At 38.2% G+C, this 24,303-nt stretch carries 28 protein-coding genes and 1 pseudogene; 14 read left to right on the top strand and 15 right to left on the bottom strand.

Annotated features, from left to right (window positions below; translation table 11 throughout):
- Nucleotides 1–108: 108 nt before the first annotated feature.
- Complete coding sequence (locus tag CEF22_RS13325; protein ID WP_100403250.1) at nucleotides 109–816, top strand: DNA alkylation repair protein; 708 nt, start codon at nucleotides 109–111, stop codon at nucleotides 814–816.
- A 65-nt stretch (nucleotides 817–881) separates the two neighbouring features.
- Here the strand turns inward: CEF22_RS13325 and CEF22_RS13320 are convergent, their stop codons facing one another.
- From CEF22_RS13320 to CEF22_RS13280, 9 genes are all read right to left on the bottom strand, one after another.
- Nucleotides 882–2,072, bottom strand: coding sequence for a DHH family phosphoesterase (locus tag CEF22_RS13320; RefSeq protein WP_100403249.1), 1,191 nt, complete (start codon nucleotides 2,070–2,072; stop codon nucleotides 882–884).
- Between the two features lie 149 nt (nucleotides 2,073–2,221).
- On the bottom strand, nucleotides 2,222–2,518 hold the full coding sequence (locus tag CEF22_RS13315) for a DUF3817 domain-containing protein (protein WP_100403248.1): 297 nt from the start codon (nucleotides 2,516–2,518) through the stop codon (nucleotides 2,222–2,224).
- 236 nt (nucleotides 2,519–2,754) lie between these two features.
- On the bottom strand, nucleotides 2,755–3,381 hold the full coding sequence (locus CEF22_RS13310; RefSeq protein WP_100403247.1) for an FMN-dependent NADH-azoreductase: 627 nt from the start codon (nucleotides 3,379–3,381) through the stop codon (nucleotides 2,755–2,757).
- A gap of 113 nt (nucleotides 3,382–3,494) precedes the next feature.
- Nucleotides 3,495–3,929: a MarR family winged helix-turn-helix transcriptional regulator gene (locus CEF22_RS13305; protein ID WP_332849173.1), complete on the bottom strand. Its 435-nt coding sequence runs from the start codon at nucleotides 3,927–3,929 to the stop codon at nucleotides 3,495–3,497.
- A 113-nt stretch (nucleotides 3,930–4,042) separates the two neighbouring features.
- Nucleotides 4,043–4,618, bottom strand: coding sequence for a hypothetical protein (locus CEF22_RS13300; RefSeq protein ID WP_100403245.1), 576 nt, complete (start codon nucleotides 4,616–4,618; stop codon nucleotides 4,043–4,045).
- Nucleotides 4,619–4,659: 41 nt separating this feature from the next.
- Complete coding sequence (locus tag CEF22_RS13295) at nucleotides 4,660–5,082, bottom strand: Hsp20/alpha crystallin family protein (RefSeq protein ID WP_100403244.1); 423 nt, start codon at nucleotides 5,080–5,082, stop codon at nucleotides 4,660–4,662.
- 36 nt (nucleotides 5,083–5,118) lie between these two features.
- Nucleotides 5,119–5,622 carry a spore coat protein gene (locus tag CEF22_RS13290; RefSeq protein WP_100403243.1) on the bottom strand — a complete coding sequence of 168 codons (504 nt, stop codon included), beginning with the start codon at nucleotides 5,620–5,622 and terminating at the stop codon, nucleotides 5,119–5,121.
- A gap of 21 nt (nucleotides 5,623–5,643) precedes the next feature.
- Entirely contained in the window at nucleotides 5,644–5,886 is a 243-nt protein-coding gene (locus CEF22_RS13285) for a spore germination protein (protein WP_100403242.1), read from the bottom strand.
- A 72-nt stretch (nucleotides 5,887–5,958) separates the two neighbouring features.
- A complete protein-coding gene (locus CEF22_RS13280) occupies nucleotides 5,959–6,201 on the bottom strand; it encodes a spore germination protein (RefSeq protein ID WP_100403241.1) in 243 nt (80 codons plus the stop codon).
- Between the two features lie 190 nt (nucleotides 6,202–6,391).
- Between CEF22_RS13280 and CEF22_RS13275 the strand changes: the two genes are divergently transcribed.
- The 4 genes from CEF22_RS13275 to CEF22_RS13260 all read left to right on the top strand — a co-directional run bounded on the left by CEF22_RS13275 (nucleotide 6,392) and on the right by CEF22_RS13260 (nucleotide 11,415).
- Nucleotides 6,392–7,015, top strand: coding sequence for a superoxide dismutase (locus tag CEF22_RS13275; RefSeq protein ID WP_100403240.1), 624 nt, complete (start codon nucleotides 6,392–6,394; stop codon nucleotides 7,013–7,015).
- A 316-nt stretch (nucleotides 7,016–7,331) separates the two neighbouring features.
- On the top strand, nucleotides 7,332–8,942 hold the full coding sequence (locus CEF22_RS13270; protein ID WP_100403239.1) for an FMN-binding glutamate synthase family protein: 1,611 nt from the start codon (nucleotides 7,332–7,334) through the stop codon (nucleotides 8,940–8,942).
- 177 nt (nucleotides 8,943–9,119) lie between these two features.
- Nucleotides 9,120–9,917, top strand: a complete 798-nt coding sequence (locus tag CEF22_RS13265) for an NUDIX domain-containing protein (RefSeq protein ID WP_232726123.1) — start codon at nucleotides 9,120–9,122, stop codon at nucleotides 9,915–9,917.
- Nucleotides 9,918–9,948: 31 nt separating this feature from the next.
- Nucleotides 9,949–11,415 (top strand): nicotinate phosphoribosyltransferase, encoded by a 1,467-nt coding sequence (locus tag CEF22_RS13260; RefSeq protein WP_100403238.1) that lies wholly within the window; start codon nucleotides 9,949–9,951, stop codon nucleotides 11,413–11,415.
- Nucleotides 11,416–11,508: 93 nt separating this feature from the next.
- Here the strand turns inward: CEF22_RS13260 and CEF22_RS18560 are convergent.
- Nucleotides 11,509–11,628 (bottom strand): annotated as a pseudogene (locus CEF22_RS18560) (VOC family protein); the annotation flags it as partial.
- A 158-nt stretch (nucleotides 11,629–11,786) separates the two neighbouring features.
- Between CEF22_RS18560 and megL the strand changes: the two are divergent.
- Nucleotides 11,787–12,974, top strand: a complete 1,188-nt coding sequence (gene megL / locus CEF22_RS13255) for a methionine gamma-lyase (RefSeq protein ID WP_100403237.1) — start codon at nucleotides 11,787–11,789, stop codon at nucleotides 12,972–12,974.
- Nucleotides 12,975–13,048: 74 nt separating this feature from the next.
- On the opposite strand, the gene CEF22_RS13250 is transcribed toward megL, so the two are convergent.
- Nucleotides 13,049–14,527, bottom strand: a complete 1,479-nt coding sequence (locus CEF22_RS13250) for a sensor domain-containing diguanylate cyclase (protein ID WP_232726122.1) — start codon at nucleotides 14,525–14,527, stop codon at nucleotides 13,049–13,051.
- A gap of 294 nt (nucleotides 14,528–14,821) precedes the next feature.
- Between CEF22_RS13250 and CEF22_RS13245 the strand changes: the two genes are divergently transcribed.
- From CEF22_RS13245 to CEF22_RS13235, 3 genes are all read left to right on the top strand, one after another.
- Nucleotides 14,822–15,385, top strand: a complete 564-nt coding sequence (locus tag CEF22_RS13245; protein WP_100403235.1) for a hypothetical protein — start codon at nucleotides 14,822–14,824, stop codon at nucleotides 15,383–15,385.
- Between the two features lie 82 nt (nucleotides 15,386–15,467).
- A complete protein-coding gene (locus tag CEF22_RS13240) occupies nucleotides 15,468–15,908 on the top strand; it encodes a peptidylprolyl isomerase (RefSeq protein WP_095480229.1) in 441 nt (146 codons plus the stop codon).
- Nucleotides 15,909–16,023: 115 nt separating this feature from the next.
- On the top strand, nucleotides 16,024–16,734 hold the full coding sequence (locus CEF22_RS13235) for a DsbA family oxidoreductase (protein ID WP_100403234.1): 711 nt from the start codon (nucleotides 16,024–16,026) through the stop codon (nucleotides 16,732–16,734).
- Nucleotides 16,735–16,796: 62 nt separating this feature from the next.
- Here the strand turns inward: CEF22_RS13235 and CEF22_RS13230 are convergent, their stop codons facing one another.
- Together CEF22_RS13230 and CEF22_RS13225 are read right to left on the bottom strand one after the other, a co-directional pair.
- Nucleotides 16,797–18,533 carry a sensor histidine kinase gene (locus CEF22_RS13230; RefSeq protein WP_100403233.1) on the bottom strand — a complete coding sequence of 579 codons (1,737 nt, stop codon included), beginning with the start codon at nucleotides 18,531–18,533 and terminating at the stop codon, nucleotides 16,797–16,799.
- Nucleotides 18,530–19,243: a response regulator transcription factor gene (locus tag CEF22_RS13225; protein ID WP_100403229.1), complete on the bottom strand. Its 714-nt coding sequence runs from the start codon at nucleotides 19,241–19,243 to the stop codon at nucleotides 18,530–18,532. The genes CEF22_RS13230 and CEF22_RS13225 overlap by 4 nt, the downstream gene beginning before the upstream one ends.
- Before the next feature lie 150 nt (nucleotides 19,244–19,393).
- Here CEF22_RS13225 and CEF22_RS13220 point away from each other — a divergent pair, with 150 nt between their 5' ends.
- From CEF22_RS13220 to CEF22_RS13210, 4 genes are all read left to right on the top strand, one after another.
- The gene (locus CEF22_RS13220; RefSeq protein WP_100403228.1) at nucleotides 19,394–20,590 is read left to right on the top strand and encodes a DUF418 domain-containing protein; all 1,197 of its coding nucleotides are present in this window, start codon (nucleotides 19,394–19,396) and stop codon (nucleotides 20,588–20,590) included.
- 1 nt (nucleotide 20,591) lies between these two features.
- The gene (locus tag CEF22_RS18555; RefSeq protein WP_157843233.1) at nucleotides 20,592–20,759 is read left to right on the top strand and encodes a hypothetical protein; all 168 of its coding nucleotides are present in this window, start codon (nucleotides 20,592–20,594) and stop codon (nucleotides 20,757–20,759) included.
- A 152-nt stretch (nucleotides 20,760–20,911) separates the two neighbouring features.
- Nucleotides 20,912–21,376 carry a helix-turn-helix transcriptional regulator gene (locus tag CEF22_RS13215; RefSeq protein ID WP_100403232.1) on the top strand — a complete coding sequence of 155 codons (465 nt, stop codon included), beginning with the start codon at nucleotides 20,912–20,914 and terminating at the stop codon, nucleotides 21,374–21,376.
- Nucleotides 21,373–22,065, top strand: coding sequence for a hypothetical protein (locus CEF22_RS13210; RefSeq protein ID WP_100403231.1), 693 nt, complete (start codon nucleotides 21,373–21,375; stop codon nucleotides 22,063–22,065). Before CEF22_RS13215 ends, CEF22_RS13210 begins: the two co-directional genes overlap by 4 nt.
- Nucleotides 22,066–22,117: 52 nt before the next feature.
- On the opposite strand, the gene CEF22_RS13205 is transcribed toward CEF22_RS13210, so the two are convergent.
- Both CEF22_RS13205 and CEF22_RS13200 read right to left on the bottom strand, forming a co-directional pair.
- Nucleotides 22,118–23,251 (bottom strand): anti-sigma factor, encoded by a 1,134-nt coding sequence (locus CEF22_RS13205; RefSeq protein ID WP_100403230.1) that lies wholly within the window; start codon nucleotides 23,249–23,251, stop codon nucleotides 22,118–22,120.
- Nucleotides 23,251–23,733, bottom strand: a complete 483-nt coding sequence (locus CEF22_RS13200) for an RNA polymerase sigma factor (RefSeq protein WP_100403227.1) — start codon at nucleotides 23,731–23,733, stop codon at nucleotides 23,251–23,253. The genes CEF22_RS13205 and CEF22_RS13200 overlap by 1 nt, the downstream gene beginning before the upstream one ends.
- A gap of 202 nt (nucleotides 23,734–23,935) precedes the next feature.
- On the opposite strand from CEF22_RS13200, the gene CEF22_RS13195 reads away from it, so the two are divergent.
- A partial coding sequence (locus tag CEF22_RS13195; RefSeq protein ID WP_198508109.1) for a saccharopine dehydrogenase NADP-binding domain-containing protein occupies nucleotides 23,936–24,303 on the top strand: 368 nt, incomplete at its 3' end.

Genomic DNA, 24,303 nt, shown 5'->3' with positions numbered 1-24,303 from the left:
AGCATACTTCTGTTGTTTTCACCATAGGGAGGGAAGTCGTTCATTTGTTGCCTCTCCATTTTTAAGGCTCTATAATTGAAGTATCTTACAATACAAGAGGTGGTATAGTTGACGCTTGATGAAGTGATGGATCAACTCGAACAGTTAGGTACAGAACAAACGAAGAAAACATATACTCGTCACGGGGCGAAAGAACCTTTTTTTGGAGTGAAGATTGGCGATTTGAAAAAGTTGGTTAAACACGTTAAGAAGGATCAGGAGTTAGCTTTAGCATTATTTGATACGAATAATCATGATGCGATGTATTTAGCAGGACTCTCTGTCAATCCGAAATTGATGAAAAAAGAAACGCTGCAACAATGGGTCAAAAAAGCCAATTGGTATATGCTTTCGGAGTATACAGTAGCTAGTGTAGCAGCAGAAAGTTCTTATGCTCTTGAATTAGCTAGAGAGTGGATCAATTCAAAGGAAGAAATGATTGCAACCTGTGGCTGGAGTACGTACGCCAATTATTTATCGATCACTCCAAATGAGGAGATAAATTCACAGGAAATTCGATCGTTAATGAATCGAGTCAAAGAAACAATTCATGAAGAACAAAATCGAGTGCGTTACACGATGAATGGATTCGTCATTAGTGTAGGAACGTATGTCACATCTTTACATGAAGAAGCGATGAATGTTGCTGAGCATATTGGAAAGGTCCATGTAGATGTTGGAAATACAGCTTGTAAAGTACCACTTGCAAGTGGATATATTGAAAAAGTAAAACAAAGAAACAAGGTTGGGATCAAAAGAAAAACTTGTATATGTTAGGTCAAGTGTTTGAAATATACGTTTAGTGGGGGATGGAGACAGCCCCCACTAATTGAAGATTCACTTTATTTCTCTTGTCGAGTCTTTTTTACACGATCCATTAAGTGATGAACGAACACATCATCTCTTACAAGCCAGGCTGCGTATTTTCTTTTAAGAAAGCTTTCCGCTTCCAGAAAATTTGTAAAAGTTTCTGTTATTTTTAATTCGCTATGGTTGATGGCCCATCTATGATCGTTGATGGGATGCAGAAGAAATGTTTCTTCCATTCGACTTTCATACAAGGAGCCAAAGGAGGACCCTTTCATGTTGTAGCGGTTTCTTTTGGCGTCTTCTCGTAATGGTTCGAGATGAAAGGTGCTAGTAACAAACAATTTATAAGCGTCTTCTGTTAATGAACAGCCGGCAGCTTTCGCATGTCCACCACCGCCAAAGCCGCTGGCAATTTCAGAGACATCAATATGATCATGGATCGTTCGAAACCCGATGCGTTTTCCACCAATGTTTAAAATAGCGATATAATCTAGGTGTGGATATTCTTTTCCTAATTCATTGCCAAGCTCTGAATGGTAAGATTCAGCGTAGACGATTCCGGACAAATATTCTCCGATTGGCGCTTGGATGAGTTCACGTCGTTTTCGGCGAATATAACGTTCGATTTTGTTCTCTTCCATGTCTAATATTTTTTGTTCGAATTCGTCAAAGAAGAAATGGTCACTCTGTTTGAGCCGGTTGACCATTTTTTCTTCAAATTCATCAATGGAAACTAAGAAGAACAGAGCGTTTAGTCGGTGAGCGTCTTCGTTATCATTTTTCTCCCATTCCCAAGTATCATATTGTCTCACGAGTTCCACAAATTCAGCCACCGCGGGAGAAGGTTCCATTAGTTTGTGCTTGATCAGGTATTCATATAGCAGAGAAGTAGCTGATGTTAATTTTCCTTCATCATTCTCCACCACAATATGCCCCCAATCGTACTCATTCAGATGCAGGGCGGTTTTATGATGGTCGAGCAGTTGGACTTTTCCTCCGGCTTGATAAAACTCATTGAGTCGCTTTTCATTTTCCTCATTCACTGATAAATCTGTAATTAATAAAAATGTTTGTTTATCTCCATTTTCTAAAAACCATTGCACTTCATGATTGAGACCTGAAATCGAGTTGTAGCGGACTTGGACTTGTTTCCCGAAAGCGAGCTTTGCTAGAACGCCACAGCCAACCCCATCTAAATCATTATGTGATAACAATCGATACATCTTGTTCACCTCCTGTTTAGTATGGCGAAAAAGGAGAAAAATATTGAGAAAAAGACGGACTCGAAAGAATGAAATTCTGCTTTCGAGTCCGTTTTATAAAGTGAAACTTGAATCAGTGGGGGTCTTACAGCCCGTTAATGCGGGATAAATTAATTGGCTTCAAGTTGCTTCAGTTTTTTATCGAGAATTAAGTTACCAAAGGGAATAAACGCAACAATAACAGAGACAATCGGCCATAGTAGGTTCCATCTTGTTTTAAAGGTGACATACATAATGACTAGGCAATAAGTGATAAATAAAGCGCCATGAATAGAACCAACGATTCGCACAGCTTCAGGAATATCTGCCCAATATTTAAGAGGCATCGCAATAAAAAGTAAGATTAAAAGAGAGGCTCCTTCAAAATGGCCCATCAATCGTAATTTGCCGATCGGTGTTTTTAACATATATAAATTTCCTCCTGTCAAATAAAAAACACTAATAAATTTTAACATAGCGAATGTACAGGTGAAAATCATCTAATTTCTCTTATGTTCACGTTTTTGTCAGAAGTCTATATTAAATGATAAGGACAGTTAGACAGAAAATGGGAGAATCCAAAAAAATAAGCCCAAGCTCCTTAGTAAGGGAGTTGGACTTTGTTTTTTTGTAATTCGACAAAATCTGGGAAGTGACAGGCACCTTAGAACTGTACTGCTAGTTTTGTTGCTTTTTCCATACCTTGTTCAATGATTTCCTCAGCTTTGTCTGGGAATTGGTTATGACCTTCGACAATGACAGTAGATAGATCAGTGATTCCTAAGAATGTAAGAATGCTTGTTACGTAGTTAACAGCCATTTCCATTGATTGGGCTGGCCCTTCAGAATATACGCCACCTCTTGCGTTAAGTAGAATGACTTTTTTATCTGTCAGCATACCTACAGGGCCTTCAGGTGTGTAACGGAATGTTTTACCTGCTTGACATAAATAGTCAAAATACGTATGTAAAACAGCAGGGACTGTGAAATTCCAAAGTGGGAAGGCGATCACAATTTTATCAGCAGCAAGGAATTGGTTTAAATATTTATTCACTACATCAGTAGCTTGTTGTTCTTCGGCTGTTAATTCCATTCCTTTTGCTAGTTTAAACATTCCATTAATTTTTGTTGTATCGTAATATGGCAAGTTCTCTTCAAATAAATCTAATTCTGTGATCTTGTCTTCTGGATGAGCTTCTTTATAACTGTTCAGAAATGATTGGTAAAGTTGTACACTGACAGCTTGTTCTAGTGGTCGAGAGTTCGCTTTAATAAATAATACGTTTTCCATCTGGATCGCCTCTTTTGTTTAAATTTTACTTAATAATATGTGTAACTACGCAGGTGAACATTTGAATTTAAGATGTTGCTATAGCAACTTTATGACTTCAAAAAGAATGAGAACTATCGCAAATTCTCACGCATTTTTGATAAGACAGATCTAACGGTTTGCAACTCTTCTTCTGAAATGCCTTTGTAAATTTGCTTGTTGATCTCCTTCGCGATCGGAATAATGATCTCTTTAAGATTATCTCCTTTTTCTGTAAGAAATACTTTGAGCGAGCGGCGATCATGCTGACAGCACACTCTACGAATGAGCCCTTTTTGTTCTAAGTTGAGCAGCATGCGGGCAATATTGGTTTTGTCTTTTTTTAGCTTTTCAGCAATTTCCTGCTGGCTTAGTCCATCTTTCTTCCAAAGGAGCATCATCACTAAATTTTGTTCAGGGGCGATGTTGAAAGGAGCTAGTCTACTCTTCACTTCACTCGTAATGAGCAAATCGGTTTGATGAATGTAAATACTAATATATTCATCTAAGGATACATTCAAATTAATCACCTACAAATAGTTGTTATACATACTATTAACAATGATAGTGTAATCAATGAGGTGTAGACTGTCAATCACTAAGTTTGGCGTCGTAAAAAGTGACTCCAGTTATTATACGAGAGTCACTTTCTTTTTTTGTCCTGCTTCAGTTTTTCGAGTTGTTCTTTCTGTTTGTCCGTCATTGGTTTGGAATGAGGCATGTTCCCGTGAGAGGCTCCAATATGAAGTGTACCATGCAGGTCTTTAATACCAAGTTGTCCTAAATTATTCGTCAATTCGTACTTATCGAGATACAGCTTGTCGATATGGAATTCTTGGTAAATGATTGACCCTTCACTTGGTGAGGAGGAAAGGAGGGTGTTCAATTGCTTCATTTCTTTTTCTAACAGTTCAAGTTGTGTTTGAACTAAGGACATTGTGTGTACGATCTGGACAGCATAGCTTTCTAATTGGCTCAATTTCAGCTGGGATTGTTTTATATGATCTGTTGAGAGTGTGGATTGTGTATCAGAAAAGGAATGATGAATAACAATCGGTGTGTTCGGTTGCTGTTGGATTTGTTGTAATAATTGCTTCACTTCTTGGATAGAAGAAAATTGTTTTTCTACTTGGTGAACATCATTGATCTGAAGTTGCAATTGTTTGAATTGGGCTTCTAATTTGGAAATAGCCGTTTTAACGTTGTAATTAGGATTCATTGACCATACTCCCTCATACATTTTTTGTTAATGAAGGAGGGTCATTCGATAAAAATATGTTCCTCCTTAGTATAAGTTCGGAAATAGCTGAGAAAAAGGAGTCCATGATAAAATTTAGCGGAAACATTTCTACCTTCAACTGGCTCAGGAAGTTGCACTGTTCGCTTGAATTCTCCATAATATCGTTCTTGTAACGTTGGAGAGACGGTGAAAAAGTTTTTGACTTGGCCTTGAATGGTTAGTGTAGTTCCGGAAACGGACACTTGTATATCATCTTTCGTTAGTCCAGCTAGTTCAATTAAAATGATCACTCGAGATTCTTCAACGTACACGTCAATAGGAGGGAAATTCTCTATTGATTGACCAGGTGTTGCTTTTGATTGGTCAAAAATATGGTTCCAGAAATCACCGGATTGATAGTGCTGGGCAAAGTTCATCCATTGCTTAAACTTTTCAAAATCCAAGGCTCATTCCTCCTTGTGCTCACCGGCTATTAATACTTATTCCAAATCAGGTACATCGATTTCTGTATATTGTAAATCAATATCTTTTGGGATTTTAATTTGCAAGATGCCTTCTTTAAAATGAGTGACGCCTCCTTTTTTCTTCACGATAGCTGGGAGAATCACTACTTTCTTATCCTCAGATGTGGGGATACCTTCAATAATGACTTGATTAGATGTATGGTAAATTTTTAAATGGGAAAACATTGAAGCATCTTCTACAGGGAATTTTACATACACATCTTCATGTGTCTCAAAGACAGAAATATGGATGGTTGGAGCTTCTTTTGTTGGAGGTGAATCGATCGGTTGTTGATTGTCAATGGAAGAAAAAGGAGTGTGTTTTAAAAAGTCAAATGGTTTTTGCTGCTTCTGTAAAGAGTCTGGCATCGATTGTGTTAAGACGTTCTGTACGTATTTTTCAATATCGCCATGATTAAATTGCTTCATCCACTTTTGCCATTCTTCATTAGAAGAGAAGGGCGATTGAAAAGGAAACATAAGGTTCACTCCTTTCAAGGATTAAAATTGGTTAGAAATTGGTAAAGCTGGGTTGGCGATTTGATCTTGGTCGCTTACGTCAGCATCAAGTACACTGTTGCCCATGCAAGAGGAAGTAGGTGAGAAATCGCCTAATGAAAAGTTAGCACCGACAAGCTTACTATTGGCTGTATGACTATTATGAACCGTTCCTCCGATATCAATATTTCCGTTCTGAGTCACTCCGTTCGTTTTCATATTCACGATATTAATAATAAAAGGCATAGGTATTCCTCCTTTTTCTGTCCCTAAGTTACTATATGACAGTCGCCGAAAAAAGGAATCAAATGATAGTGATTAAAATTGGGTAGAGTTCACATGTGTTGGGTCCGCAATATCGCCCATATCATTGACGTCTGGATCGATAAATACATTCTCCATCATCGACTCAGTTGGAGAAATATCTCCATAAGATGAATTGGTGCCTTGGGACTTGGCGTTGGCTGTATGTGCATTATGCAAAGCATCCCCAATATTTAAGGAACCATTATTAGAAATGTTATTAATCTTCAAGCTATAAATGTTAATAACTGTTGGCATAATCGCTCCCCTCCATATCCTGATTGTCACTAATTTATGCAAAAAAGGGTGAAGGTATGACAGGTGCTTGTCCTCTGTTTTCATTCAAAATGGAGAAAAGTAGTTGACATTTTTATTTATTTACGATAAATTTTGCATATGGTAAATTATTTTTACCTAAGCAAACTTTTATTGCGAGGAGGGGACTGAATTGTCTAGTTTTTTATTGCCGAAATTGCCCTATGATTATGATGAATTAGAACCATTCATTGATGGTCGAACGTTAGAAATTCACCACGGGAAGCATCATGCAACGTATGTGAACAATTTAAATCATGCGTTGGAAGGATATGAAGATTTACAAGAGAAATCTCTTGACTATTTGCTTTCTCATCTATCAGAGCTTCCTAAAGAAATACAAACCGCTGTTAGAAACAACGGTGGAGGTCATTATAGTCATAGTCTATTTTGGGCGTTAATGAGTCCAAATGGAGGCGGTGAGCCCAATGGAGATATCGCTAAAGTGATTGATCATTATTTTAACTCGTTTGATAACTTTCAGGACAAGCTATCGCAAGCAGCGATATCAAGATTTGGCAGTGGTTATGGCTGGTTAGTGATGGATGGTGAAGAGCTGTCTGTGATGAGCACGGCTAATCAGGATACACCGCTGATGGAAGGAAAGACGCCTTTGTTAGTAGTCGATGTGTGGGAGCATGCCTACTATTTGAAATATCAAAATCGACGTCCAGAGTTTGTAGCCAATTGGTGGAACACAGTCAATTGGGATGTAGTGAATGAATTGTACTTAAAAGCTAAGCGTCAAATTGCATAAGGGTAATTGGAATGCCATAATAACCTCCTGGGACTGGTAACCTAGGAGGCTTTTTTTATGCGCTTAATACCATTTTTGGAATGTACATAAAAAATTTTTCTGATATAATTAACAATGAAGATAGGTTTCCTTATGAAAGCGTTTTCAATCAGCCTTAATTATTTTATAAAGGAGCTGCTTTATATCGACGATAAATAGAACAATTACTGTCATAATTATATAATATAACAAATGTTGGTGTTCGATTACGGGAGAAAAGATAAAGTGGAAAGGTTACTACCATTTTATTGATAGCTATTAGGAGGAGTCATTTAGTATGTCTGTAGAAGGAATTTTTCTCATTATTGTATCAATCATTTTATTGGCGATCATTGTGCCATTAGTTATCTTTGCTTATTTATGGAGATCTGATCATAAGCAAAAACAACATGCTATTTTACGTAATTTCCCGGTTTTAGGGAAAGCGCGTTATTTATTTGAAATTATTGGGCCGGAATTCCGGCAATATTTCTTTGATAATGATACTGAAAGTAAACCGTACTCGCGTGTGGATTTCCTAAATGTTGTATTGCCATCTAAATATTTAGAGTACGTGATTCCATTTGGATCTAAACGTGACTTTGATAAAGAAGGTTACTATATTCGAAATGCGATGTTTCCTAAGCAAAAAGCAGAGTTAGCTGTTGATAATGAGGAAGCGGTTTCAACAAAGAAATATATTATTGATAAACAGAGTGTTATTAACCGTAAAGAGCACGCGGAAGAAGTGTCAGCTGATCCATGGTTATTAAAAGAAGAAGATACGATTATTATCGGACCAAAAAGAAGGCAGCCTTTTTTCGTTCGTGGACAAATTGGCATGAGTGGAATGAGTTATGGTGCCCTTGGTGAGAATGCGATTACAGCTTTATCTGAAGGATTAGGACTTGCACAAGGAACGTGGATGAATACTGGAGAAGGTGGAGTTTCTCCTTATCATTTACAAGGAAATACCGATATTATTATGCAAATTGGTCCTGGCCTTTTCGGAGTGCGTGACACAGAGGGGAATTTTTCTTGGGAAAAATTTAAGGAAAAAAGCACAATTGAACAAATTAAAGCGTTCGAATTAAAATTGGGCCAAGGAGCGAAAATTCGTGGTGGTCATATTGATGGGTCAAAAGTATCGTCGAATATTGCTGAAATCCGCGGGGTTGAACCATATAAAACTGTTGATAGTCCAAACCGCTTCAATCAATTTAATGACTTGCCATCTATGTTTGAATTTGTTGAGGAAATGCAGCAAGTAGGCGGGAAGCCAGTAGGAATTAAAATCGTTGTCGGTGCCTATGATGAGGTAGAAGAATTAGCCAGATATATGAAGGAAACAGGAAAAAGCCCTGACTTTATCACCGTTGATGGTGGGGAAGGTGGTACAGGTGCTACCTACCAAGAATTAGCTGATAGCGTTGGTTTACCGATTAAGAGTGCTCTTTCTTTACTAGATAAAGCATTGCGTCAACATGGTGTGCGCGATCAAGTGAAGATCTTTGCTTCAGGCAAGCTGTTTACACCGGATCGTGTAGCTGTCGCTTTAGGGATGGGAGCGGATTTAGTAAGTATTGCGCGTGGGTTTATGTTTGCTGTCGGTTGCATTAATGCTCAGCATTGTCATACGAATAAATGTCCAGTAGGTGTGGCAACGACAGATCCAGAATTACAACGAGCGCTCGTTATTGACGAGAAAAAGTATCGTGTCGCTAACTATGTGATCGCTATGAGAAAAGGATTGTACAATATTTCTGCAGCTACAGGAATCGATAACCCAACACAGTTCTCTAAAGAACATATCGTTTTCAAAGATGCTTATGGGCGTGTGACATCACTACAAAAAATTGCACAGGATGAAACGTCCGAACGAACAAAAGAGCATTCTTTTGTAGGATAAGAGACAATTAATCCTAGCTGAAAAATCCACAGAACGTATGAAAAGTTCTGTGGATTTTTTAATTGTATAAAAAACAGAAAATTAAAACAAAACTTGCTTTTTTAATGTATATATAGTATTTTTTGATTAACTAATCGTTAATCATTATTTAGAGGGAAAGTATTGAGGTGGATTGTTTTGTCAAAAGAGTTCATCAGTGATCAAGAGGCACTAGAGGCATATGATATAAAAAAGTATCGTACGCCTGATGGGTATACGAGTGATATTGTGATTTTTACGATTACTCGAAATGAAAAGGTAGAGTTAGGACGTTCACTAAGCATTTTGTTAATTAAACGAGCGGTGGAAAATGCGGAAGGCCACCCGAATATAGAAGGAGGCAAGTGGGCGCTTCCAGGAGGTTTTGTCGGACCTCACGAAACAGCCTTCGATGCGGCGCTGAGAGAGTTAGAAGAAGAGACCGGTATTCGTGGTATTCATTTGAAGCATTACGGAGTTTATGATAAAGAGGGAAGAGATCCTAGAGGATGGATGATTACGAATGCTCATTATGCGGTCGTGCCAGAGCATTTGCTTGCTGAGAGAAAAGCCGGTGATGATGCAGTAGATGTTCAATTATTTCACGTTCAAGAAGCGCTGGAATTACCGCTCGCTTTTGATCATAAAGCGATCGTTGAAGATGCCCTACGAATGATTCAAGTAGATATGCTACAAACGACGCTGGCAAAAGAATTTCTTCCGCAAGAGTTTACACTGTCAGAATTGCGAAATGTGATTTTGAGTGTATCAGAAGAAATCGTCGATGAAGTCGTAAAATCGGAACCGTTTTTTTGGCGGAAAGCACCGAGCCTTCCGTTTCTTGAACTTGTCACATTAGAAAACGGTCAACCAAAGACGACGCAAAGAAATTCGAAGTATAAAACAAAGCTCTATCGCTTTAATGAACATGTACCAGTTAAAAGTATTTATAAATAAAAGGAACGATTTAAATTTGGAGGGTATAAATATGAGTAAAAGATACCAAGATGATGGGCTAGCATTACATACAGACTTATATCAAATTAATATGGCAGAAACGTATTGGAACGATGGCATTCACGACAAAAAAGCGGTATTTGAATTGTATTTCAGAAAGCTTCCATTTGGGAACGGCTATGCCGTTTTTGCCGGGTTAGAACGAATCGTGGCCTACTTGCAAAATTTTAAGTTCACTGATAGTGACATTGACTATTTACGCAAAGAGGTTGGTTACGAGGAAGATTTTCTCGCCTACTTGCAACAGATGAGGTTCACTGGCACAATCTATTCTATGAAAGAAGGAGAGCTTGTATTTGGAAACGAACCGATTCTTCGGGTAGAAGCTTCCCTTGCTGAGGCGCAAATTATTGAAACAGCCTTGTTAAACATTGTGAATTACCAAACACTCATTGCGACGAAAGCCTCAAGAATCAAACAAGTCGTTGGCGAAGAAGCAGCGATGGAATTTGGAAGTCGTCGTGCACAGGAAATGGACGCGGCCATTTGGGGAACGCGAGCTGCTTTTATCGGCGGTTTTGAAGGAACAAGCAATGTTAGAGCTGGGAAACTATTTGGCATTCCGGTCTCAGGCACACATGCCCACGCTCTTGTTCAAACGTATAAAGATGAATATATCGCTTTTCATAAGTATGCTGAACGCCATAAAAATTGCGTCTTTTTAGTGGATACATATGATACGTTGAAATCAGGAGTGCCGACCGCGATTAAAGTGGCAAAAGAGCTGGGAAATCGTATCAACTTCATCGGTATTCGTTTAGATAGTGGAGATTTAGCCTATTTATCAAAAAAAGCGAGAAAAATGCTAGATGACGCAGGATTCCCTCAAGCGAAAATTATTGCCTCGAATGATCTTGATGAGTATACGATTATGAACTTAAAGGCAGAAGGGGCACAAATCGATAGCTGGGGAATCGGAACGAAGCTGATTACTGCCTTTGATCAAGCGGCTTTAGGGGCTGTATATAAACTGGTATCGATTGAAAACGAACAAGGAGAGATGGAGGATACGATCAAAATTTCTGGCAATCCAGAAAAGGTAACCACTCCTGGCTTGAAGCGAGTGTATCGTATCATTAATAAAGCGAACGGAAAAGCTGAGGGTGACTACATTGCGATGCAAGATGAGAGCCCGCAAGAAGAAAAGCGTCTGAAAATGTTTCACCCTGTCCATACGTTCATCTCTAAATTTGTGACCAATTTTGAAGCGAAAGAGCTTCATGAACAAATCTTTGTTGATGGAGAGCTTGTTTATCAGTTGCCGGAAATTAAAGAGATTCAACAATATGCGAAAGAAAACTTACAGCTTTTATGGAAAGAATATAAGCGTTCTTTAAACCCGGAAGAATATCCCGTCGATTTAAGTCAAGCTTGCTGGGATAATAAAATGAAGAATATTGAGGAAGTTTGGAAAAAAGTAAAAAAGATGGATGTATAAATTAATAATAAAATTAACTATTATTTTTCACACGATCCTTTTATCTATTTTTGATAAAAGGATCGTGTTTTTTATGGAGATTTGATGATTAAATTATTTATCGTTAGTAGCTTGCGTTGAAACTTGCCAAGTTATCCCGAATTTATCTGTTACTTGTCCGTATAATGGACTCCAGAATGTTTCTTGAAGAGGCATCATAACTTGACCGTCTTCTCATAAATTATATACATGTGCAACGCTCTTATTGATCATATAAAAACGGCACTCCTTTTTATATGATCAATAAGAGCGTTCTGTTTATTTTTGCGATATACTATCAATAGTAAGATAATTTAGAAAAGATGAACAACTTGGTGAAGGGGCGAAATACAATGAACAAAAGATATAAAAATATGGAAACTTCGATTATTCATGTGGGCTATGATGCCAAGGAGCATTTAGGTAGTTTGTCGACACCGATTTTTCAAACCTCTACTTTTACTTTTGATAGCGCGGAGCAAGGGGAGAAGCGGTTTGCGGGTGAAGAAGAAGGATATATTTATTCAAGACTAGGTAACCCGACCGTACGAGCGTTAGAGGAGCGGATTGCAGAGCTTGAAGGAGCGGAAGCGGGGCTTGCTTTTGGTTCAGGGATGGCAGCTGTGTCGGCAATTTTATTTTCCTTAACAAAAGCGGGAGACCATATTATATGTTCGCAAGGTATTTACGGTTGCACATTTGGTTTGTTGGAGTTGATGAAAGAGAAATATGCGATTGCTCATGATTTTTGTGAGATGGACACAGAGGAACAAATTCGCCAACTAATTCGAACTGAAACAGCTTGTATTTACATCGAAACGCCAATTAACCCTACGATGAAGTTGATTGATTTAGAGATGGTGGCGAAAGTAGCGCAGGAAAAGGATATTCCAGTGGTCGTTGATAACACTTTTTCCTCTCCTTACTTACAACAGCCGCTACAATCTGGATGTGACGTCGTGCTTCATAGTGCAACGAAATTTATTGGTGGTCATGGCGATGTCATTGCGGGTCTGGCCGCTGGGAAACAAGCGTTTATACAGCAAGTGGCGATGACGACATTAAAAGATATTGGTGGAGTAATTTCTCCATTTGATGCTTGGCTATTGTTAAGAGGAATGAAAACATTGCCTGTTCGAATGGATCGTCATTGTGAAAACGCAGCCTATATTGCTGAACAATTAAAGCAACACTCCTTCGTGAAAAGAGTGTTCTATCCAGGGGACGCAGAAAGCAAAGACTACGCGATTATGAACAAACAAATGAAAGCCGGCGGAGGGTTAATTTCATTTGAAATTGATGGTAGCAAAGAAGAAGCTCAAGCTGTACTAAACAAGCTATCGCTTATTAAAATTGCTGTCAGCTTAGGAGATACAGAAACGCTAATTCAGCACCCGGCGACGATGACACATTCTAGTATACCGAAAGAAATTCGAGAACAAATGGGCATTACCGACCAACTCATCCGTCTGTCTGTCGGTCTTGAAGCGAAACAAGATATTTGGCAAGACCTTGAGCAAGCGTTGACTAATAGAACATAATTCTATTTTCAAGAAAAAGGGTGACTCGACAGCAGAAGAAATGATTGCTGTTACAGTCACCCTTTTAGAGCTATTTAGACCTGACACAGTTGCTTATAAGTGACCGTTTGATTTCTTCCTAAGTTTTTTGCTAAGTATAAGCATTCATCAGCTTGATTAAACAATGTTTCAACTGTCTTTGCGTGATGAGGAAAAGTAGAAACTCCTATAGAGATGGTCAAGTTTTTTCCACAAGGACTGACTGTGTTTTCAATTGTATTTCGAAGCTTTTCGGCTAGTTGATAAGCTTCTTCTTCATTTGTTTTGGGCAGCAGGAGAACAAATTCTTCTCCTCCGTAACGACAGCAAATATCGTCTACTCTGGCAATTTCCTGCATTTGTTGTGCTAAAAACAGCAGAACTTCATCTCCAACCGTGTGTCCGTAAGTATCATTCACTTGCTTAAAATGATCAATGTCTATAAGAAGGAGTGAAAACGATTGCTGCTGCTCTATCCATTCACTCATATACGTATTCAGCGTTCGGCGATTATAAAGCTTCGTTAACGGATCAGTTGTTGATTGATACATGAAGTCATTCACTTTGTCATGTAAAGCGGAAAAACTAAATACCAATGCTTTTTTTAGCTGAATCGCTTCATAGTACCACGTATGAATATTTTTAATACTTTGTTCTTGGTTTTGTTCTGTACTATGCTCCGCATGATAAGCAAGCTGTTGTAACGGTTTAGAAATTCGCTTGGAAAGGAACCAAATAAATAGGATGGACACTAAGATCAGCGGCAACGATGTAAAGAGCATTTCCTTCACCATCTCTTTAGATGGAGCGAGAGCGATATTCGTCGGTTGTTGAGCGACAGTCCCCCATTTAGCGGTTGGAATATAAGCATAGCCTGCTAACATATCTTTACCTTTCGTATTGACAAGGCGTTGTGAGCCACTTAGGCCTAAGATTACCCGTTTAACGACAGGGTTGTCAGTTGCTATATCTCCGATTCGTTCTTGTTCTGGATGGTAAATAATTTGCCCATCTTCGTCTACAACATATACATACGATCCATCTTTATAAAAATGTTCCCCTAAAAACTCATAAAGAATATTCATTTCTTTTAAATAAAGAGATCCCCCGACTAACCCAAGATACTGACCATTTTTATCAAAAATAGGATAAGAAATAAAAATCACTAGTTTATTCGTTAAAGAGATGTACGGTTTAGAAATGAGCGGTTTTTTCAATTTTAACGCTTGTTTTCCTCCAGAAGAGCTAAGTGGTCGATCAACTAAATCTACTGTTTCTGGCGCATTTACGAGAACCTTTCCCGTATGATCTAAAATGAGCACCGCATTAAATGTATCTGTTTGATTTTTTAAGCGGTTGGCCTCTTTTGAAAGATACGGTTCATTATTCTCCTTCATATAAGGGGCTAGTTCTTCAGCACTAGTTGCTAATGTTTGTAAGGTTGATTGTAAAAATACATCGGTCGAGTTGGCTAACTTCTGAGCATATACTTGATTTGTTTCTAACGTCTGCTTTATTAAAGTATTTTGAGACATTTGGTAACTTGCTACTACACCACTAGTCAAGGTGAAAATAATCGAAATTAGGGCAATGAACAGAAATAAATGTCTTAAAGAAATATTCATAAGCTTATATAATGGCTTCCTTTGGAAAGTATTTTTTTAGATAAAAATGTAAAAAAACAGTGAGTAAATATCTAAATTTATTTCTATTATATATTAAATTAGTAGATAAGTAGAAACTTTTATTTGGTTGTTCGAGAAGTGGTTGTTGAATTATATCCATTTTTGACCATTTGTAGTAAGGTGGAAGGAGAGGAGGGAGAGAAAATGAAAAAAGAAGATTTAATCCAATTACGAATGTTTCAATTAATTTTATTAAATGTCCTTATGTCTGTTTATTTAGTCATCCTTTTTTTATTCGGCACTTCTGGAATGAAGCAATCCACTTTTTTTCTGTTGCTTGCAGGCTTTATGTTTTTTGAAGGGGGAGTGGTTGTTTTAAAACGAGTTCCATCTTTGTATTTTGTGTCAAAGAAAATGCGGCGCTTGATTGAATATGAGAAGGGAAAGATGGGAGAAGAATGGAGGAAACAGCAACGGTATCAAGGGGTGTCTCAATTGTTAATAGGGTGTCTGTTTCTTTTGAATGCTTTTCTCACTTTCGGGACAGATATAAAAATGGCATTTAGTCAAAGTGTTCCTATCATGATTATTATCTACCTTTTTGCTATATTCTTCTTCAATATTATGCATGCCATTCAAGTCCGAAAAGTGGATCAACGCCCCGTAAGTAAATGGGAAGGCCACACTAAGCGGATGATTAAAGTCAATCTGATTGTTTTGTCCATTGTGGTATTCACTAGCTTTTTAATCGGCTTCCTTCTCATTTAAAAAAGAAATGGCTTAAGCTTTTCTTTCGTGCGTCTGTCCGTTATAGTAGAAACTGAAAACTACTACATAAGGAGACGATATTATGGCAAAAAAAGGAACGATCATTATGGAAAACGGTGAAAAAATCGAATTTGATTTATTCCCAAATGAAGCACCGAATACAGTAGCCAACTTTGAGAAGTTAGCGAATGAAGGCTTTTACAATGGTGTAGTTTTCCACCGTGTCATCCCAGGCTTTGTGAGCCAAGGGGGAGATCCGACAGGTACAGGTGCTGGCGGTAGCGGTACAACGATTAAATGTGAAACAGAAGGCAACCCTCATAAGCATGAAGCAGGAAGTCTTTCGATGGCTCATGCTGGAAAAGACACAGGTAGCAGCCAATTCTTTATCGTTCACGAGCCGCAACCACATTTAAATGGCGTTCATACTGTATTTGGAAAAGTGACGTCTGGACTTGAAACAGTTCTTGCGATGAAAAATGGCGATATGATGAAGGAAGTAACAGTTGTAGATGCTGAATAAGTAAGTGGAAAAAAGAGAAGCGATGAGCTTCTCTTTTTTTATGTAAGCATAAGAAGCATAAAAACCTATGGGAGTATGCTAAAATGAGCGAGAAACGATGAAAAGGGGTGTAAGAATGAAAATTGAAATATGGTCTGATTTTGTTTGCCCTTTCTGTTATATTGGAAAGCGTCGGTTAGAAAAGGCTTTGGAGCAGTTTCCACATAAAGACGAAGTAGAAGTCGTGTATAAAAGCTATGAGCTTGATCCGAATGCTAAGCAAGAAAATGAACAACAGATTCATGAAGCATTAGCTGCAAAGTATGGAACGAGCATAGAGCAAGCGAAACAAATGACGGAAAATATTAGCCGTCAAGCAGCTGAAATAGGATTACCATTTAATTTTGACAATATGCGATCAGTGAATACGTTTCACGCTCATCGACTCGCTAAATACGCGAAGGACCAAGGCAAAGAAAAAGAAATGGTCGAACGCCTATTAAAAGCATACTTCACCGACTCAATGAACGTGAATGATCAAACTATACTTGTGGAATTAGCAAAAGAAGTAGGACTACACGAAGAGAGTGTGCAAGCGCTACTTGTAAGTGATCGCTTCTCTGAAGAAGTAAGAGCGGATGAGAATTTAGCACGAAAGCTCGGTGTGCAAGGTGTTCCGTTTTTTGTCATTAATGAGAAATATGCTATTTCAGGTGCTCAACCGCCTGAAGCTTTCTTAAGTGCTTTGCAAAAAGTATGGGAAGAAGAAAATGCAAGCCCTGTTCTAACGGATTTGTCAACAAAAACGACAGGTTCCACTTGTACAGATGAAGGTTGTGATATTTGAATAAAAACTAGCGACTTCACTCTTGAGGTCGCTAGTTTTTATTCGGTTTTTTACGAAAGAATTCAGCTTTTTGGAAAGTAGATTTCTACAATAGTTCCTTTTCCAACTTGTGAGCGAACATTTACTATAGCACCGTGAAGAGTGGCGATTTGTTTGGCAATGCTCATGCCAAGTCCAGCACCTTCCATTCGTTCGTCTGTATTTGTTCCGCGGTAGTAGCGTTCAAATAATTGTTCCATCGTGTCTTCATCCATGCCGACACCATTATCTTCAATCCAAATGTGTAAGCCGTCTTTTGAGTGGGGGAGGCGAATCGTTACAGTTGTTCCGCTTGGATTATGCTTGATCGCATTAAAGATTAAATTATCCATCATGCGCTCAAACCACTTTCGATCGGCTTCTATCTCTACCTGTGTCATTATAGGTTCGAAATGAAAATGATAATCTTGCAATGTTCGATCGTGAATAAACTTAGACGTAATGGCTGCAAGGAGCTGATTCACTTCAAGCGTTTCTTTTGCCAAATGAAGTTCATTATTTTTTAACTGGAAGGCAAGTGAAAAGTCTTCAATTAAATGAAGCATATATTCACCCTTTTCGCGAATGGTTTGCCCCATTTCTTCCAGTTCTTCTTTCGACCAATGATATTGGCCGCTTTCTAATAAATGTCCATACCCTTGGATAGTAGATAGCGGGGTACGAAGGTCATGGGATATACCTGTCATCCATTCTTCTCGCGTTTTTTCTAGTTTAGCTCGCTCCTTTACTGATGAATCGAGCTTTTCTGCCATCGCATAAAAGGCATTGATCACTTCTTTGTACAAACGATAGCGGGTTTTGATCTTGCCGTTCTTTCGGAAGATTTTTTTTCGTTCTTTTGTTGTGAGTACCTCATCATAGTTGCCTTGCTCCATTCGTTCTAGCCAACTAGTGAATAAGAGTAATGGGCGACCATAACGGAATCCATTCCAAAAGGATAGACTAAGTGTAATGAGCAAAAAAAACGCCCCGATAAGTCCAAATCCTATTAATAATTCTTCTAAAATCGATAACTTTTCATATTTTTCTTTGTTTTTTGGTGTATGCAAAATCCATGTTTGATTAGAATACGGATCGTCATAAGTAGCTGTTACTGTGGAATAAGTGCCTGGCATCATTTTTTGAGATAAAATATCTAGTGGATCATATTTCCGCTTCTTCATTGGGTTCCCAGCAGCGAATATAATCTTCCCATGTTCATCAATGATATGAAGAGATCCATTGATTTGGCTTAATTTCTTTTCTAATTCTTCTTTGTTAATTTTGGATATTTTCCCCTTTGTACTATAAGTTGCGACTAGCTCTTCTAGCATATTTTGCTGTTTATCTTTATATCCAATCACGTAAATCATTGGGTGCTCATAAGTATCATCTATTTCTGCTAATACTGTATACTCATGAAATTGTTTCGTTTCTTCTATTTGTAAAATATCATTGACTGTATATGTTTTAGGCAAGGTAGTAGGGGAGTTGATTGATCCGATCACTTCACCTTTATGATTGATGATTTGTAGCCACATGTTTCTTTGCTTTAGTCTTGCTTCCCATTTTTCATCGATGTTAGCTATGTTATTCTCTATGGTGGTTTCTATTGTGATGTTTTCTAATACCCCTACTGGGAAATTTCTTTTTACTTCTTCATCAGCTAAATGCTGAAGTAATAGGAATAATAAAGCGAAAACAATTACAATAATTGTAATTGTTAACGTAATAAATTGTATGGAAAAATGCCAAATCAGTCTTCTTCTTAATGATTTCATGTCATTTTTCCTTTAACCAGTTTGTAACCAAGACCGCGGACGGTTACTAAAAATTGCGGTCGGCTTGGATCTTCTTCAATTCGTTCTCTAATTCGTCTTATATGAACGGATACCGTATTGTCATCGACGTAATGGTTATAGCCCCAAACCGCTTCAAGTAGTTCAGATTTAGAGAAGACTTTATTTGGATGCTTACAAAAATACAACAAAAGTAAATAGACTTGGGTTGGGCATGAAACAGCTTGACCATCTACTAATAATTCCCCTTTGTCTTCATCTACTAAAAACCTTCCAAAGTTAAATGTTTTCTTTTTGTTCGCTGTTGGTAATGTTTCAACGGATGAAATTCTGCGAAAATGAGCTTTAATTCTCGCGGCGATCTCCAACGGGTTAAACGGCTTCGTGACATAGTCATCTCCACCAATAGCAAACCCGGTCAATACATCTAGATCGGATACTTTCGCTGTGACAAATAAAATATAGGCTTCTGATATTTCTCGAATTTTAGGGCATAATTCAAACCCGCTATAATCAGGTAACATCACATCAAGCACAATTAAGTCAATCTGTCTTTTTTCTAATATAGCTAGCGCCTCGTTTGCAGTGTGTGCGGTATAAATATGTTCAAATCCTTCTTTTCGCAAAACGGTTTCAATCATTTTCACAATCGCTTTTTCATCATCAACGAGCAATATGTTTCTTGTTTCCATTTCTATACACCTCGTTTCTTATAGTAGCATATGAACATTACGAGAACTTGAACAGAAGAGAAAGAGTTTATGAAATGTTAATCTATTGTTTCTTTCCAAGAAACCTTTCTTGTGTAAATTAATAGTATCAACGCATGTGAGGAGAATTTCATGGATAAATATAGAGTTTCGGCGATTGATGGCATGAGAGGCTTTAGTTTATTAGGGATTTTATTAGCCAATATGCTGATCTTTCAATATGGGATTTGGGGAAAGGACGAAATCGGTTTTTATTCGTTATCAGCAGCTGATTTAGGAGCCTATAAACTAGTCAAAGTATTAGTTGAAGGCAGCTTTATGCCAATCTTTACGTTTTTATTTGGCTATTCGATGATTAAAATGAAGGAAAGTTTGGAGCGTAAAGGAGTACCGTTAAAACGATATTTTGTCAGACGATTTTTATTCTTGGTGTGCGCGGGGCTTTTACACTCCACTTTCTTATGGGAAGGAGATATTCTCTTCTTTTATGGTTTCATGGGCTTTTTTCTCTTGTTGTTTATGAATCGTAGTAAAAAGACGCTACTTATTTGGGGAACATCTTTATTAATTCTCATGTCATTTTTGGGATATGGAAACATGGAAGAGTCAGCCGAGGATAAAAAGATCATGGCTGAATATGTTGAAGAAACAAAAACAATCTATAGTAGCGGTAGTTATTCTGAAATTAAGGCCCATCGTAATAATGAAGATCCACTCAATTTACCGGATGCTTTTTATGTAGTTATATTGATTTTGGCTCCCTTACTTACGGCTCCGCTCTTTTTATTTGGGATGTTTGCGGCAAAAGCGAACGCATTTGTTCACTTGCAAAAGGAGCGATCGCTATACATAAAAGGCTCGCTACTTATGTTGCCAATCGGTATTGCACTAAAGGTCATTCCACACGTCAGCGAATCGGCTTGGAGTGGTGTGGCTGAAATGCTTGGAGCCAGCTTGTTAGCACTCGGGTATATTTTTCTGTTTGCTCTGCTCTATACAAGGAAGCCCAATAAGATATTTCCTGCCGCATTTGAAAGTGTTGGCAAGTTGTCGTTAACGAATTATTTAATGCAGACCGTGATTTGTACGACGATTTTTTATGGCTATGGTTTCGGATTATTTGGGAAATTAGGCATGATCTGGGGGATAGTGTTAGCGGTCATGATTTATGCTCTACAAGCAATCGCCAGTCATTATTACTTGAGAAGGTTCAAAAGAGGACCAATAGAACAACTGTTAAGAATATGGACGAATTTTTCATGGAATGGTCGTGTTAGACAGAAAAAGCTGCGAATTGAGGAAGGGCCTAAAAAAGCGGAGGGGATGTAGGATGCCAAAACGAATGATTTTCGGATCCATACTGGCCGTTGTTGGTGTCATTCTTACCTTTTGTAGCTATTCGCTTCCTGTTGAAAAGCATTTCTGGCAAAAGATTGGCTGTTTGCTAGTAGTGACTGGAGTATTTCTCGCACCTAATTGGATCAATAAGGAAGAATGAGCACCTAAATTAGGTGCTTTTTATATTGGAATATTTTCTATTTTAGTATAAAATTACACTAGTAAAGATTGTTTAATAAGTTGCAGATAGCGATAGAGGCTCGTAGAAGTTTTTGAACGACCCTTGCACCAAAAGGAATGAAGGTGATACAAATGGATAAGCAACAAGTAAATGAATTATTGTCCGGTAAGCTCAAACTGATTCGCACAGAAAAAGGCTATACGCAAGATAAAATGTCAGAAGTGCTTGGCATGTCTAAAAAGACGCTTGTGCAAATTGAAAAAGGAAGAACGTTGGCTGGCTGGACAACGGTTGTCGCTTTATGTGCGTTATTTCGGGAAAGTGAAATTCTGCAAGGATGCCTCGGTGATGATCCAGTGGAGATGGTTGAGACAATTGCTCACAACAGCATTAGTACGCCAAAAGAGAAAACGATGGGAGGGCGTGTTTGGTGGCGAGAAGTGGAGTCCTGTCACGGTGTTCGTTTACAGCAGAATGTGATTAGCGGTCATTTTCGCATTTTAGATAAGGAAGATTATCGGCTGTTTAGTGGGTACGACAAGGAAGAAGCGTATCGAGAATGGCAAACAGCTTGTCAAAGTGGGGAGAATGAATGAAAAAGAGCAGAAAAAAATTTTTAGTAGTTAGTCTGATATTACTTAGTTGTATCGGAAGCTTCGTTTATGCGTATTTTAACGGCTTACCTTGGAAAGAGAAGCAAGTGGCAAATGAGCTTCAGCAATATCTTGAAGAGAGATATGACGAGTCTTTTGTTTTGAATAGTACGTTTTTTGATGAGGAAGAAAGAGTCTATGGCGCGATTTTTTCACCAGCTAAAGATCAATCGATGGCCTTTAATGCAAGAAAAGAAAGTGAAGACGCAATAATGGATGATTATCCAGAAGGTGTGTGGCAAAGAGAGTTTCAAGAAGACGTCGAGCCAGCAGTTAGAAAAAACTTTCCGAAATTAAAAGATTGGTATGTCGGTACAGCTTATGGTCAAAGCGGCGAATTAGTAGAGGGGCCAACGATTCCGACTTATCAAGAAGCCGGTGCTTTCATGTGGGTAGAGGTGAGTAAAGCAGGGGTTTTTAATGATTCAGAGCAGCAGTGGGAACAAATTTATCAACTTGTTCACGAAGTACATAAACTAACGAGTACAGCGGAAGTATCCTTTTCCTTTGATGAAAAAAAAGGAGCTAACGAAGAAGCAGAAGTATATATTTCTTGTATGCCAGCAGAAGTGATTCCAGTGAAAACTGTGCAAGATGCGAAAAATGCTTGTGAAGTGACTAGGTTTGACTAACAGAAAAGTAATCAATCGTCCGATGGAGAACAAGCCATCGGACGATTCGTTTTTAGTAGGAAAACCTTTGTCCTTGAAAATGAGGAGAGTACCAGTTCCAAAGTTCTGTTTCTCCGACTGTAACGAAACGAATAAAGGGGCCGTCTTTTAGTTTTAATAGTTCCTTCGTAGGGCCGGTTATTACAATTCCATATGTCTTTACACTGTTTTTCTTTACATATTCGTACCGTTCGTTTAATTTTATTTCTTGATTTTCTCCACTATTATAAAATGGTTCGACCCACTTTTGATGATCCTTTAGTAACTTCATCATTTTGACTACGTCTTCTTCTAGTGTTTCATCGCTATACTCTTCTCTATTTGGATAGAGCTCAATGTTTGAAGGGAATCCAAAGATTTGCTCGCGAATTAGAAAGGGGTCATCTGTCTTTCTCTTATATTCATAGCCTGTATCTAGTGCGTACCAAGTGATGTCATATAAATCTTCGTTTAAAGCTTCTTTATTGATCTCCTTATACACTTCTTCTACTGTCAGCGTGTGTGTAAAAGAAATAGCCAACTCAGTGACGGTGCCTTCAGGTAGCTTTTCTAACACTTCCCAATATTCTTTTTGAATATCATCTTCTAATTTTTCATGATAATCTGGATGAACAAAGGCAAACTGATCTTTCATGCTGCCGTTATTCCATTCAATAGATTGATTCACAAAGGAAAATCGTGCGTTTGTATGCAATTTTCCAACTGAATGTTGCTCTCTGCCAATCGTTTTTTGTAACTCGGCTACTCGTTGCTGGTTAAAGAGTGTACCGATCTTCGTAGTGCTTGAGCCGACTTCAAGCCCAGGATTTAGTGCTTGAAATGCTAGACTAGACACCGCATTAATTCTCTCCCCACGATCGCCAATTCCGTAATAAAGGGCTGAAAAAATACTACCGACAAGGTACACAAACACAACAATACCGAGCAGAAAAGATAGTTGATTCCAACGCTGTTTCCACTTCGCTTTTCGTAAGATGTTTCTCTCGTTTGGTAAAGCTGGTATAGGCTCGTTCTTTTCGGTCATATCGATATAATTCTGGCAGTGGATACATGTTTCGATATGTTCAATTAACTGTTGGTCTTCTTCTTGTGAAAGTTCCTCCTTTTTTAATAAACTTCGAAAATGTTGGCATGAATCTTTTTCCATCAATCTTCTTCCCCCAGTCTTTTTCTTACCTCTTTTCTAGTACGATGCAAAATGACTTTTACGTTCGCGGTGGTCAAGTTTAAAAACTCAGCAATTTCCTCATAAGAAAACCCATAATAATCACGTAGTAAAATAGCATGCCTTTTCGTTAAAGGAAATTGCTGGAGAATAAGAAGCCAGTCATTAATTTTTGCTTGAGTCAAAACAGTTTGTTCAGTACTCTGAACAGTTGGTAGCATCGTTTCTGTCATTTCTTGTTGGTACCGCTTCTTTTCGCTTCGTGTCCAGTCAATAAATGCGTGATAAGCAATTTTAAATAGCCATGGCTTAGGATTTTCACCCTGATAACTGTCCAGATGAATATAAGCACGGTAAAAGGTTTCTTGCAAAAGCTCCTCAGCGACATGAGAATTACGGGAAAGAGAGAGAAGGTAAGTATATAAACCTTGAAAATAAGTGCGATATAAATCTTCAATCGACATCGATCAACCTCCCTCATTAACATAACGGAAAGAACGACGAAAGGTTACATTTTTCAGAAATGTTTTTTTAGGTTTGTTAAAGAGAAATAACTGGGAATAAGTAAGTATATACTTTAATAGGGAAGGACTAAAGTCGATTCTCACATTAGAATAACTGAACGACGCAACAATAAACACTTCCGAAAATAAAGGAGGAATTTATATGCGCGTATTAGTGTTAGGAGCAGGGTTAATGGGGAAGGAGGTGGCGAGGGATTTAGTGAATAGTGAACGGGTGTTGAAGGTGACACTTGCTGATATGGATATGGAAAAAGCGAAAAAAATCTGTAGTAGCTTACAGTCGTCGAAGCTAGGAGTAGCATTTGTGAATGCAACAAAAGAGGAACAATTAATTCATATGATGGGCAGACATGATATTGTAGTGAATGCTCTTTTTTACTCTTTTAATGAAAGTGTAGCGAAGGCAGCTATTTCGGCAGGTGTGCATTGTGTCGATCTCGGTGGTCATATTGGTCATGCAACGGATCGTGTATTAAAGCTTCATGATCAAGCAAAGGCAGCGGGAGTGAC

The sequence above is a fragment of the Bacillus sp. FJAT-42315 genome, from assembly GCF_002797375.1.
In the GTDB taxonomy this organism is placed as follows: Bacteria; Bacillota; Bacilli; order Bacillales; family Domibacillaceae; genus Bacillus_CE.
The sequence above is the reverse complement of the archived record's forward strand: the minus strand, read 5'-3'. Positions and strand labels throughout refer to the sequence as shown.

Coding starts and splice junctions, on each gene's coding strand:
- CEF22_RS13320 (WP_100403249.1), bottom strand. CDS start 2,072: ATGTATCGATTGTTATCACATAATGATTTAGATGGGGTTGGCTGTGGC.
- CEF22_RS13315 (WP_100403248.1), bottom strand. CDS start 2,518: ATGTTAAAAACACCGATCGGCAAATTACGATTGATGGGCCATTTTGAA.
- CEF22_RS13310 (WP_100403247.1), bottom strand. CDS start 3,381: ATGGAAAACGTATTATTTATTAAAGCGAACTCTCGACCACTAGAACAA.
- CEF22_RS13300 (WP_100403245.1), bottom strand. CDS start 4,618: ATGAATCCTAATTACAACGTTAAAACGGCTATTTCCAAATTAGAAGCC.
- CEF22_RS13290 (WP_100403243.1), bottom strand. CDS start 5,622: ATGTTTCCTTTTCAATCGCCCTTCTCTTCTAATGAAGAATGGCAAAAG.
- CEF22_RS13285 (WP_100403242.1), bottom strand. CDS start 5,886: ATGCCTTTTATTATTAATATCGTGAATATGAAAACGAACGGAGTGACT.
- CEF22_RS13280 (WP_100403241.1), bottom strand. CDS start 6,201: ATGCCAACAGTTATTAACATTTATAGCTTGAAGATTAATAACATTTCT.
- CEF22_RS13270 (WP_100403239.1), top strand. CDS start 7,332: ATGTCTGTAGAAGGAATTTTTCTCATTATTGTATCAATCATTTTATTG.
- CEF22_RS13260 (WP_100403238.1), top strand. CDS start 9,949: ATGAGTAAAAGATACCAAGATGATGGGCTAGCATTACATACAGACTTA.
- megL (WP_100403237.1), top strand. CDS start 11,787: ATGAACAAAAGATATAAAAATATGGAAACTTCGATTATTCATGTGGGC.
- CEF22_RS13250 (WP_232726122.1), bottom strand. CDS start 14,527: ATGTCTCAAAATACTTTAATAAAGCAGACGTTAGAAACAAATCAAGTA.
- CEF22_RS13245 (WP_100403235.1), top strand. CDS start 14,822: ATGAAAAAAGAAGATTTAATCCAATTACGAATGTTTCAATTAATTTTA.
- CEF22_RS13240 (WP_095480229.1), top strand. CDS start 15,468: ATGGCAAAAAAAGGAACGATCATTATGGAAAACGGTGAAAAAATCGAA.
- CEF22_RS13235 (WP_100403234.1), top strand. CDS start 16,024: ATGAAAATTGAAATATGGTCTGATTTTGTTTGCCCTTTCTGTTATATT.
- CEF22_RS13230 (WP_100403233.1), bottom strand. CDS start 18,533: ATGAAATCATTAAGAAGAAGACTGATTTGGCATTTTTCCATACAATTT.
- CEF22_RS13225 (WP_100403229.1), bottom strand. CDS start 19,243: ATGGAAACAAGAAACATATTGCTCGTTGATGATGAAAAAGCGATTGTG.
- CEF22_RS13220 (WP_100403228.1), top strand. CDS start 19,394: ATGGATAAATATAGAGTTTCGGCGATTGATGGCATGAGAGGCTTTAGT.
- CEF22_RS18555 (WP_157843233.1), top strand. CDS start 20,592: ATGCCAAAACGAATGATTTTCGGATCCATACTGGCCGTTGTTGGTGTC.
- CEF22_RS13215 (WP_100403232.1), top strand. CDS start 20,912: ATGGATAAGCAACAAGTAAATGAATTATTGTCCGGTAAGCTCAAACTG.
- CEF22_RS13210 (WP_100403231.1), top strand. CDS start 21,373: ATGAAAAAGAGCAGAAAAAAATTTTTAGTAGTTAGTCTGATATTACTT.
- CEF22_RS13205 (WP_100403230.1), bottom strand. CDS start 23,251: ATGGAAAAAGATTCATGCCAACATTTTCGAAGTTTATTAAAAAAGGAG.
- CEF22_RS13200 (WP_100403227.1), bottom strand. CDS start 23,733: ATGTCGATTGAAGATTTATATCGCACTTATTTTCAAGGTTTATATACT.